The 10308-nt window shown below is 61.3% G+C and carries 12 protein-coding genes and 1 pseudogene; 3 read left to right on the top strand and 10 right to left on the bottom strand.

The annotated features are described in order from the left end of the window. The 9 genes and pseudogenes from EOA78_RS33580 to EOA78_RS33540 all read right to left on the bottom strand — a co-directional run. A partial coding sequence (locus EOA78_RS33580) for a YbaK/EbsC family protein (protein ID WP_164784059.1) occupies positions 1-447 on the bottom strand: 447 nt, incomplete at its 3' end. A 15-nt stretch (positions 448-462) separates the two neighbouring features. Then, positions 463-1283 (bottom strand): annotated as a pseudogene (locus EOA78_RS33575) (MBL fold metallo-hydrolase). Between the two features lie 3 nt (positions 1284-1286). Further along, on the bottom strand, positions 1287-2081 hold the full coding sequence (locus tag EOA78_RS33570; protein ID WP_127319832.1) for a TatD family hydrolase: 795 nt from the start codon (positions 2079-2081) through the stop codon (positions 1287-1289). Next, a complete protein-coding gene (gene metG, locus EOA78_RS33565) occupies positions 2081-3634 on the bottom strand; it encodes a methionine--tRNA ligase (protein WP_127319830.1) in 1554 nt (517 codons plus the stop codon). Before metG ends, EOA78_RS33570 begins: the two co-directional genes overlap by 1 nt. A gap of 81 nt (positions 3635-3715) precedes the next feature. Next, positions 3716-4771: a DNA polymerase III subunit delta' gene (locus EOA78_RS33560; protein WP_127319828.1), complete on the bottom strand. Its 1056-nt coding sequence runs from the start codon at positions 4769-4771 to the stop codon at positions 3716-3718. Beyond that, positions 4768-5439 carry a dTMP kinase gene (gene tmk / locus EOA78_RS33555; protein ID WP_127319826.1) on the bottom strand — a complete coding sequence of 224 codons (672 nt, stop codon included), beginning with the start codon at positions 5437-5439 and terminating at the stop codon, positions 4768-4770. Before tmk ends, EOA78_RS33560 begins: the two co-directional genes overlap by 4 nt. Positions 5440-5503: 64 nt before the next feature. Then, positions 5504-6634, bottom strand: coding sequence for a D-alanyl-D-alanine carboxypeptidase family protein (locus EOA78_RS33550; RefSeq protein WP_127319834.1), 1131 nt, complete (start codon positions 6632-6634; stop codon positions 5504-5506). Between the two features lie 143 nt (positions 6635-6777). Next, positions 6778-8013: a septal ring lytic transglycosylase RlpA family protein gene (locus tag EOA78_RS33545; protein ID WP_127319824.1), complete on the bottom strand. Its 1236-nt coding sequence runs from the start codon at positions 8011-8013 to the stop codon at positions 6778-6780. 247 nt (positions 8014-8260) lie between these two features. Beyond that, entirely contained in the window at positions 8261-8521 is a 261-nt protein-coding gene (locus tag EOA78_RS33540; RefSeq protein WP_348628519.1) for a hypothetical protein, read from the bottom strand. A 352-nt stretch (positions 8522-8873) separates the two neighbouring features. Here EOA78_RS33540 and EOA78_RS33535 point away from each other — a divergent pair, with 352 nt between their 5' ends. Then, entirely contained in the window at positions 8874-9086 is a 213-nt protein-coding gene (locus EOA78_RS33535) for a hypothetical protein (RefSeq protein WP_127319822.1), read from the top strand. A 393-nt stretch (positions 9087-9479) separates the two neighbouring features. Here the strand turns inward: EOA78_RS33535 and EOA78_RS33525 are convergent, their stop codons facing one another. Beyond that, on the bottom strand, positions 9480-9701 hold the full coding sequence (locus EOA78_RS33525; RefSeq protein WP_127319818.1) for a DUF768 domain-containing protein: 222 nt from the start codon (positions 9699-9701) through the stop codon (positions 9480-9482). A gap of 136 nt (positions 9702-9837) precedes the next feature. Between EOA78_RS33525 and EOA78_RS33520 the strand changes: the two genes are divergently transcribed. Next, positions 9838-10023 (top strand): hypothetical protein, encoded by a 186-nt coding sequence (locus tag EOA78_RS33520; RefSeq protein WP_127319816.1) that lies wholly within the window; start codon positions 9838-9840, stop codon positions 10021-10023. A gap of 110 nt (positions 10024-10133) precedes the next feature. Next, positions 10134-10308, top strand: a 175-nt coding sequence (locus EOA78_RS37830) for a ribbon-helix-helix protein, CopG family (RefSeq protein ID WP_127319814.1), incomplete at its 3' end; no start/stop codon positions are given.

Here is a 10308-nt window from a genome sequence, read left to right as displayed (position 1 = left end):
AGCCTGCGCTGCCCTTACCATTGCGTGTGGCTCGGCGGCGAACACCGCGTCGTGCGCGCCGGCCGCTGCCCATACGTGGTCGAAACCGAGCAGCGTTTTGTCGGCGAACGCCGGAATCGCGATCAGATGGCCGATCGGCGCTACGCCGCCGATGGCAAAGCCGGTCTCGTCGCGGATCTGCCGCGGGTCGGCGCGCTCCAGCGGCTCGCCGGTCAGTGCGGCAGCCTTGGCTAGATCCAGCTGATTGGAGCCGGAAACCAGGAAGAGAAACAGCTTTCCGCTAGCTTGTCCTTGGAAAACCAACGATTTGACGATCTGTGCAACGGTGCAGCCGCATTGCGCGGCGGCTTCCTCGGCGGTGCGTGTCGAGGCGCCCATGCGTCTGATTTCGATGTCGAGGCCGGCATCGGCTGCTGCCTTGGTCACACGATCGATGCTGCCAGCCATGAGAAACCGAACCTATCATGCTGATTCAAAATTGATTTCGATCATCATACCATCATAGGCTGGCTCGACGTTGGCCGGCGTCTCCGCCATTACCGTGGCGTAGTCGAGCGGCACATGCATATGCGTCAGCACTGCCTTTTTCGGCGCAAGTTTTTCGATCCAGTCGAGTGCTTGGCCGAGCGAAAGGTGGCTCGGATGCGTCCTGTATTGCAGCGCGTCGATGACCAGCATGTCCAGACCGCGCAGCCGTTCGGCCGTGGCGTCGGGGAAATCGCTGATATCGGGGCAATAGGCGAGCCCGCCGATACGAAAACCAAGCGATATGATGTCGCCATGGATTTGCGGCAGCGGCTCGAGGGTGAGGGCACCCCCCTCGCCTTCGATCACCACCGGCCTGGCGTGATCGATGATATGCGGCTCGACGATGGGCGGGTAGGAACTGCCTAGCGGTGTGTTTCGAAACAATAGCCGAACGCTTCCCGTAACCGCAGCATGGTGGGCTCGTCGGCGTGGATATCGATCAGATGACGCTGCTCGAGCACGAAGCCGCGCAAATCGTCGATGCCGTGGATATGGTCGGCATGCGGATGCGTATAGACGACCGCATCGATGTGCCTGACCGATGCCAGCAGCATCTGCTCGCGGAAATCCGGCCCGGTGTCGATGACGACGGTGGTCTTGTCGCCGTTTGCCGCGATCCGCTCGACGAGCACTGCGGTGCGCATGCGCCGGTTCCTCGGATTGGCTGGATCGCAATTGCCCCAGTCGCCGGTGATGCGGGGCGTGCCCGGCGATGAGCCGCAGCCGAGAATGGTGAGGCGCAGCCGGTCGCTCATGCGTCAGGTGCTCGGCGCGCTTGGGCGCGGCATCTTCCTGAACAGCCGGAAGAAATTGTCCGTGGTGACGTCAGCGATCTCGGCCTCGCTGACCCCGATCGTTTCGGCCAGCACCTTGGCTGTATGCGCGACATAGGCAGGCTCGTTGCGCTTGCCGCGAAACGGTATCGGCGCGAGGTATGGCGCGTCGGTTTCGACCAGCAGGCGGTCACGTGGCACATCGGCGGCGATGGCACGCAGCTCGACCGAATTCTTGAAGGTCAGGATGCCGGAAAAGGAAACATAGCCGCCGAGCGCCACGCCGACTTCGGCCAGCCTGCGCCCGGACGAAAAACAGTGCAGGATGAAGGGGAAGGCGCCCTTCCCTGTTTCATCCTCGAGAATATCAGCCATGTCGCGGTCGGCGTCGCGCGAATGGATGACCAGAGGCAGGCCCGTTCGACGCGCGGCGGCAATATGGGTGCGAAAACCCTGCGCCTGCGCATCGCGCGGCGCATGATCGTAAAAGTAATCGAGCCCGGCCTCGCCGATCGCCACCACTTTGCGATGAGCAGATAGCCGGACAAGCTCCTCGACAGTCACGTCCAGCTCTTCAGCGGCGTTGTGCGGGTGGGTGCCGACAGAGCAATAGACTTCGTCGAAAGATTCAGCGATATCAAGTACTTGTTGGAACATCTTGACACGCGTCGAGATCGTCACCATACGACCGATTCCAGCGGCTAAGGCGCGGGCGACAATGGCCGCCCGCTCCTCTGCGAAATCCGGAAAGTCGAGATGGCAGTGACTGTCGACCAACATCAGACGCTTGGATCCGTCTGCTCGACATAGCGTGGAAACACCGGTTCCGGCGCTGGCAGAGCCGTGCCTGGAACCAGCGCGTGCCCTTCGGCGACATGCACGAAGTCGCGGCTGTCCGCCGGCACCGCCAGCAGGTCAAGCAGCTTCGCCGCCGACGTCGGGACGACGGGTTGGCAAAGGATCGCGACACGCCGGATCACCTCGGCCGTCGTCCACAGCACCGTTTCCATGCGCGCCGGATCGGTCTTCTTCAGCGCCCACGGCTCCTGCGCCGCGAAATAGCGGTTGGCTTCGGCCACCACGCCAAAGATCGCCGCCAGCGCCAGATGAATGCCCTGCTCGGCCATCGTCTTGCGTGCCGTGACAAGGGCCGCACTTGCCTGATCGAGGATCGCCTTATCGGCACCGTTCAGTTCACCGCACATGGGCACCACGCCGCCGCAGTTCTTGGCGATCATCGACAACGAGCGCTGCGCCAGATTGCCGAGATCATTGGCGAGGTCGGCATTGGTGCGGTTGACGATCGCCTCGTGGCTATAGCTGCCGTCCTGGCCGAACGGCACTTCGCGCATGAAGAAATAGCGCACTTGATCGAGGCCGTAATGCTCGATCATCGCGAACGGATCGACGACATTGCCGACCGATTTCGACATTTTCTCGCCGCGGTTGAACAGAAAGCCATGCGCAAACACGCGCTTCGGCAGGTCGATCCCTGCCGACAGCAGGAAGGCCGGCCAGTAGACGGCGTGGAAGCGCACGATGTCCTTGCCGATGACGTGGAGGTTTGCCGGCCAGAAGGACCATCTGTCATTGGCCGTATCCGGATAACCGGCGGCGGTGATGTAGTTGGTCAGCGCGTCGACCCAGACATACATCACATGCTTGTCGTCGCCCGGCACCGGCACGCCCCATTTGAAAGTGGTGCGCGAGATCGACAGATCCTTCAGCCCGGATTTGACGAAGCTGATGATTTCGTTGCGCCGCTCCGCCGGTCCGACAAATTCGGGACTGTTCTCGTAGAGCGCGAGCAACCTGTCCTGATAGGCGGAAAGGCGGAAGAAATAGCTCTCTTCCTCGGTCCATTCGACGGGCGAGCCGAGCGGTTCGCGACGTATGCCGTCGTCGCCGACCTTGGTTTCGGCTTCGTCGAAATAGGCTTCCTGTCGCACCGAATACCAGCCGCTATAGCGGTCGAGGTAAATGTCGCCGTTTTCCGCCATGCGCGTCCAGATCGCCTGGCAGGCCTTGTAGTGGCGCTCCTCGGTGGTGCGGATGAAAACGTCGTTCGAACAGCCGGTCGCTTCGAGCATCGAGCGGAAGATAGCCGAATTGCGATCGGCAAGCGCCTTCGGCGTCAGGCCTTCGGCGTCCGCCGTCTGCTGCATCTTCAAACCGTGCTCGTCGGTCCCCGAGACGAAGAAGACGTCCTTGCCGTCGAGCCGCTGGAAGCGGGCAAGCGTGTCGCTGGCGATGACATTGTAGGCATGACCGATATGCGGCTTGCCGTTCGGATAAAAAATCGGCGTCGTGAGGTAGTATCTATCGCGTGCCATGGATGAGCCGTCATGAATGTCTGAATGAAAGATGCCGGTGAGATATCGCATCGAAACGGCGATTGCCATCCCGATGGGCCGTCACATTCGCATCGCAGAATTCAGGCGGTCGATCATGGTCAAGGCGTGCTGCTTCTTGTCGAGATTGTAAGTGTCGGTTTCAGATATAGCGTTCAAAGCCTCGTGCCAAGTATCCGACAGCGTTTTGGCCCGCGCCAGATCGCCCGCCAGGGCGGCCTGGCTTGCCCCGGTCGAGAGCAGGTCGAGCGCACGGCGATTGAAGATATCGAACTGGATCGCCTGGTCGCGCCCGGAGACCGCCTCGGCGAGGCGATAGGCGCCGGCAACATCGCTCTTTCCTGCTGTCGCCAGGGCGTCGAGCGTCTCGGCGATCTCCAGCCCGCCATATTGCGTCAATAGGATTGCGGTGCGCGCGCTGCCCCCTGCCCGCTTGGCCAGTGCCGCGCGCGACGCGGGATCGTCCGGTGGCGGTGATTCGACGCTCTCCAGAACCGTCATCAGGCTCTCGGTATCGAGCGGCGTCAGCCGCACCATCTGGCAACGCGAGCGGATCGTCGGCAGCAGGCTGCCCGGTGCGTGGACGATGAGGATGAACAGTGTTCGCGCCGGTGGTTCTTCAAGATTCTTCAACAAAGCGTTGGCCGCATTGGTATTCATGTCGTCGGCGGGATCGACGATCACCACCCGGTAGCTGCCGTCATGCGAGGTCAGCGACAGGAAGCGGCTGACCTTGCGGATCTCATCGACGGTGACGACCGTCTTGAAGCTCTTCGTCTTATCGTTCGGCGGGCGGGTCAGATGCAGCACCGAAGGATGTGCGCCGGTGGCGATCTGGCGAAACAGCGATGACGCCGGATCAGGAACGGCAAGGACTTCCGGCGCCTGCTCGAACGCCGGATGCTTCAACAGATGATGCGCAAGGTGAAAGGCGAGCGTCGCCTTGCCGATGCCGACCGGTCCGACAAAGATCAGCGCATGCGGCAGCTTCCCGGACCGATAGGCTGACGCCAGCATGGTCGCTGCCTGGCCATGTCCAACCAGGCGCGGGGTCTCGGACGGCTCCGGCACGCCGTCCAATGTGTCGTGCTGTTCTGGTGCGATCCGTTCGAAAATCATCCCGGCGCCTGCTTCCTGTGTGCCGGTGTCATCGTCTCCAGGGCCGCGAATACGGCGGCGGTGACGACATTCTCCACTGTGTCGGGATCGGCGGACGCGTCGACGACGATGCAGCGCTCGGGTTCTGCTGCTGCGATCGCCAGAAAGGCTTCGCGGCGGCGCTTATGGATATCAAGCGTTTCCTTTTCGAAGCGGTCGGCTCCGGCATCAGTGCCCCGCCGTGCCGTGGCGCGCCGCAGCCCTTCGGCCGGATCGATATCGAAGATCAGCGTCATGTCGGGCACCATGCCGTTGATGGCGACCTTTTCCAGCGCGCCCATGAACACCGGGTCGAGGCCGCCGGTGACGCCCTGGTAGACGCGCGAGGAGTCCATGAAGCGATCGCAAAGCACGATCGAGCCGCGCTCGACCGCCGGCCGGATGACCTGCTCGACATGGTCGGAACGCGCAGCGGCGAACAGCAGCGCCTCCATCCTGGGGCCGAATGGCTCGGCAGCGCCGGAAAGCAGGACATGCCGGACCGCCTCTGCGCCCGGTGAGCCACCCGGTTCACGCGTGACAAGGACATCGTATTTCTTGGCGCGCATCTTCCTGGCCAGCCGCTCGATCTGCGTCGACTTGCCTGCCCCTTCTCCGCCTTCGAAGGTGATGAAAAATCCGTACGCCAAAGCCTTTATCCATGCTGCGGGACCGTAATAGTCCTGACTTGAGAAAAGGTCCACGACATGGATGCTAACGCAGCCAGCCGACGGCCAGTTCCTTGGCGGCATCGAGCGCCCGTTGCGGCAGCGAGCCGACGCCTACCGACTCGGCCGCGAAAAGCGGCGTCTCCTGGCTCAGCGTATCACCGATCCAGACCCGCAGCGCACCCACTGGTTGTCCCTCCTCCACCGGGGCTGCAATCGGGCCGTCATAGACGATCTTGGCGGTCAGCTTGTCGCGGTTGGCGATCGGCAGGAAGATGACCACCGGCGCTTTTGCCTTCAGCGCCACGCCGGATTTCGCACCGCCGAAAACCTGGGCCTCGCCGACCACCTCGTCCTTGGCGAAAATCTCGGTCTTCTGGAAGGAACGAAGGCCCCAGTCGAGCAGCTTTCGCGCTTCCTCGGCGCGCTCGCGGTCGCTTGCCAGGCCGCTCATCGCCGCAATGACCCGCCTGCCACCGTGGCTGACCGAGCCGACGACGCCGAAGCCTGATGCCTCGCTCCTGCCGATCGCCAGGCCATCCGCACCGATATCCATCGCCAGCAGCGGGTTACGGTTCCTTTGGGTTATCTTGTTCCAGGTGAAATCCTTCGGGCCGTAATAGCGATAGAGGTCCGGGTACGAGCGCCAGATATGCAGGGCCAGAAGCGCAAGCTCTCGAACCGTCGTTTGCTGACCGTCGGCCGGCAGACCGGTTGAATTGACGAATGTCGACTTCTCGAGGCCAATCTGCCTTGCGCGCTCGGTCATCTCAGTCGCGAAATTCGCCTCCGAGCCCGCAAAACCTTCGGCGATGATGATGCAGCCGTCATTGGCGGCCTGAACCGTCACGCCCTGGATCAGGTCTTCAAGCCGGATCGTTGACTTCAGTTTGGCAAACATTGTCGACGTCCCGGATGGCGCCCCGCCCGTGCGCCATGCGTTTTCACTCACCACGAATGTGTCGTCGAGCGTCACGCGCCCCGATTTGATGGCGTTGAACACCACCTCCATCGTCATCAGCTTGGCCAGCGAGGCCGGCTGAATCGGCCTGTCAGCATCTTTGGAAAACAGCACCGTTCCGGTTTCGGCATCGATCATGAAGGCCTGCGCGGCCTTCGTCTCGAAAAGCTGCGCCGCGGCCGGAGTCAGCGAAAGCAGCAGGAGGCCAAAACCCATAAGCCCGGCGAGAGGCGCGGCGAAGCGAGATTTCATGAGAAGTTCGACCTGTCAGCCGGCATTTTTGGGCAAGCTCTATCAGGCTTTGTCCCGGCCGATCAACCGCGCGATCGACAGCTGGGCAAAACTTCAGGTTTTGTCGGTCAGTTCCGAACCACGAGAGCGTCCGGTGCGCCACGCGACCATGCCGCCTGCAGCATCTCGTCCAGGCTGCCATGGCCGTCCGGATAGAGATTGACCGAGTACCAATCCTTGCCCTCGAATTCGGAACGCTGGATTTCGGTCTTGCCGAAGCTGGAGAGCCGGGCTGCCACACGCTGCGCCTCGGCGGCATCCTCGAACGAGCCCGCCGCGATATAGTCTTCCGTGGGCGAACCGGCCGGAGGAGCTTGCCGCTTCCACGATCGGAGGATTTCGGCAGGCGACATGCCGGCGCCATCCAGCGCAGCAAAGACATGGGAGGCGCGCTGCACGCGTTCATCCGCGTAGGACAGCGACGCTACGCTGAACGGCGATTGCGCCGGCAGATTGATCCGCGGGCGTTCGGGCACGATCGGCCCGAAATCGGGCAGCGTCACATTGCCGAAGGCTGGCGCCTGCGCCGCAATGGCAGGCTGTGACGATGCGGAATTCGTCAACTGACCGGGAAATGGAGCGGCGGCCGCGCCCACCGCCCTGCTCGGCGATGGCCCATTCATGGCGATCATGACACCGGTCGGCAAGCCGTCCGACGGATCCGGCACCCTGCTGCCTGGATTGTAGGAGGCCATCAAATACTGATCGTCATTGCCGTCGAGCGGCGCCCGACCGACATATTCGACCTTCACCTTGGCCGTGCCAATATTGGCATAGTCGAGCATTTCGGCGGCGCGCTTCGAAACATCGATGATGCGCCCGTCATGGTAAGGGCCGCGGTCGTTGACGCGGACGATGACCGAGCTGCCGGTCTTCAGATTGGTGACGCGCGCATAGCTCGGTAGCGGCATTGTTGGATGCGCGCCGGTCAGATGTGTCATGTCGTAGACTTCGCCGTTGGCGGTCAGCCTGCCGTGGAAGGCTTCGCCATACCAGGAGGCGAGACCCATCTTGGCATAGCGCTTGTCTTCTTTCGGGTAATACCACTTGCCGCGCACCTGATAGGGCTTGCCGAGCTGGTCGCGTCCGCCGCCACGCTGCAGGCCGGATTTCTTGAAGGTAACGCGCGGGCTGGCCTTTACGCCATATTCGGATTCGGCAAAATATTCCTTGGAGCGAGGCTTCGTGTTGACCATCGCCTTGGGCTGTGGCGGGCCGGCGCAAGCCGCCAGCAAGGCAGCCGACAGGGCAAACGACGTGAAAGCGCAAGCGCGACGAAGATGCGGGCGCGCCGTGCTCTGCATGTTTCGATTGTCCCCCCCTTAACAGGCACCGCAACTTGACTGTCGGCAGACCTAAAACCCCTCGACAAATGCCAGCGCCACCCTGATTCGCTATCCCTTTTGCGCAGGAATTGTTTATCAGCCTATTAACCGATTATGGTCGGAACCGGGCGAGATTGTGGCACAAACGGTCCCAGGCGATCGCTGTGAAAAACCGCTGCTTTTCGATCGTCGGCGCCGTGCTGTTCGTCCCGCTTCAGCCCAGCCGTCAAGCGTCCATGTTCTGCCGTTGGCGCGAACGGGCCACGGCCAGTTGACAGGACTTCATCGGGCGCACTAGAGCAATGAAGCGCCGATATTTGGCAGTCCAATCGTGGCCGCGCCGGGTGTAGAAGCGAATGCCGTCCTCGTCCTTGATTGCCTGGGTGCGGAAGCCGTCGAATTGGACCTCATGGATCCAGGCATCGGCCTTCCGGAGGCTTGTCGACCAGGGTTGGTGTGAGCGGTTCGATGAACTGCAACCGGCCATCGCCGGAACTCTTACGCATACTGAAACCCCACGCCACAGACGCGGACTCAAGCCGCCAAATCGGTTTCCGTTCCGGAACATTTTAGACAAATTGCATGTTTGAAAGGTTATGGCGAAGAAGCGACTGCCGAGCCGCGGGTAACGCTATGGAGAAAGCCCGCGCCTCTGGCGGAGAGCGCGGGCCCGATCGGGTTGCGGCCCGATCTACAGCGGGCACCGGGGGGCCGTGCCCACTGGTCACAGAAAATCATTAGGATTTGCTGAAGTTCCACTTTGGGAATCGGCGCGGCCGGAACAAACGGGATCGACGCCGGTTAACTACTATCGAAGGGACCGCAAAGGACGCGGGAAAATGTTTGAAATTTATCGCCTCGAAGTGGCCAAGGCCAGACAGGGTGTAAAACGAGCCGAGAACTCTCTGAAGCGCGCGAATGAGTTGCTGGACGAGGACGGTGGCGTCGCCCTTAATCTCGCGTTGTGCGGCCGGATAAGGGCCGAGCAAAGGCGCGTGATCGATGCCAGAGAGCGACTGACGAAGATCGATCCGAACAGCACGGACAACTAGAGACATGTCTGTGCAAAAGGAAGACTATCGAACGAACAGAGCCGACTACGCGATTGCCGCGAAGCATGGCCGAGCGGCCGCTAATGGAAATCGCGATAAACTGCTGGCAAGAAAAAAGAGGTTGCTGTTGGTAAGGGATCGGCGATCTGCAAGGTTGATTGCAAATCCATCGGAAAGCGCGGTGGAACCGAAAGCCAGTACGCGCGGTTAGCGCGGCCGGCGTCGGACGCTGTTATGCCGACTGGACCCATTACTACGAACGCTCGACGGCAAATGTCGCCGCGTCATTTTTCTCCCGGCCTGGAGAAATTCGACGACGGCAAAGTGGAGCCCTGGCCCTGCCATAAGCGTTCACCGGCGCGCGCTTCAGGCGGGCGCTCGTGGATAAAACCATTATTCCGACAATCCCGGGTCGAAATGCACAAGGGCATTAAGGATGGTGCGGTAGAGACTGTCGACTTCCTCGTCGATCTCTTCACGCCTGATGCCCACTGACTTCGCGTCGGCAAACAGCTTGTGCGTCAGCTCATTGATCGAAATCACATCCGGCCGGGCCGTTTTAGGAACGCTGTTCGCAATCCACTTGCGCAGGAAGGTGATGCCGCGTGCGCTCATTTGGGCATAAGCTACCGAACGGACATTAGTTCCAGCTTGAACACGAACAACAGAGCGGATGAACGAATTTCGGAACAAAGAGGAACAAGGCGCTATGTCGCAAGTTGGGTTTCGTAGTGGGAAGGAACATCTCACCATGGGCGAAGATAGAAAAAGTGAACCCGAGCGGCAAAAGGAACTCCAGGCGCAGGCGCTCGCACGTGAAACCGGGATCACCAGGGATCAGGCTCTCACGCTCGTAGAATTGCTAGGAACGGATCGATCATCACTGCTGCGCGAGGCCAACATACTGAAGAATCGAAAGCCCAGCAGTGCACCATGACGAACCACAAGACGGGCAGCTATCACTGCCACTGACTATGCGGCCCTCTGAATGACCCACGCCTATCTGTTTCGGAAGAGCTTGAAAGCGCCACCGACCGCATCGCCGATATGTCGCGCGCGGGTCTCCGGGTCGTCCTGCGTCGCGCTGCATTGATGCTTAGAAACGTCTCCGGCGTGCCGCTGGAGCCAGCCACCGCAGACACGCTCGATTCCATCGCTGCCGAGATGGGAATCGGCCGATCCGACCTCATCCAGATCGTGTTGCGCGAATGGCTGGAAACCA

The sequence above is a fragment of the Mesorhizobium sp. M5C.F.Cr.IN.023.01.1.1 genome, assembly GCF_003997585.1.
Lineage (GTDB): Bacteria > Pseudomonadota > Alphaproteobacteria > Rhizobiales > Rhizobiaceae > Mesorhizobium > Mesorhizobium wenxiniae.
The sequence above is the reverse complement of the archived record's forward strand: the minus strand, read 5'-3'. Positions and strand labels throughout refer to the sequence as shown.

Bases quoted from the DNA above. Each gene is read 5' to 3' on its own strand.
- EOA78_RS33570 (WP_127319832.1), bottom strand. From the start codon at position 2,081: ATGTTGGTCGACAGTCACTGCCATCTCGACTTTCCGGATTTCGCAGAG.
- metG (WP_127319830.1), bottom strand. From the start codon at position 3,634: ATGGCACGCGATAGATACTACCTCACGACGCCGATTTTTTATCCGAAC.
- EOA78_RS33560 (WP_127319828.1), bottom strand. From the start codon at position 4,771: ATGATTTTCGAACGGATCGCACCAGAACAGCACGACACATTGGACGGC.
- EOA78_RS33550 (WP_127319834.1), bottom strand. From the start codon at position 6,634: ATGGGTTTTGGCCTCCTGCTGCTTTCGCTGACTCCGGCCGCGGCGCAG.
- EOA78_RS33545 (WP_127319824.1), bottom strand. From the start codon at position 8,013: ATGCAGAGCACGGCGCGCCCGCATCTTCGTCGCGCTTGCGCTTTCACG.
- EOA78_RS33540 (WP_348628519.1), bottom strand. From the start codon at position 8,521: ATGGCCGGTTGCAGTTCATCGAACCGCTCACACCAACCCTGGTCGACA.
- EOA78_RS33535 (WP_127319822.1), top strand. From the start codon at position 8,874: ATGTTTGAAATTTATCGCCTCGAAGTGGCCAAGGCCAGACAGGGTGTA.
- EOA78_RS33525 (WP_127319818.1), bottom strand. From the start codon at position 9,701: ATGAGCGCACGCGGCATCACCTTCCTGCGCAAGTGGATTGCGAACAGC.
- EOA78_RS33520 (WP_127319816.1), top strand. From the start codon at position 9,838: ATGGGCGAAGATAGAAAAAGTGAACCCGAGCGGCAAAAGGAACTCCAG.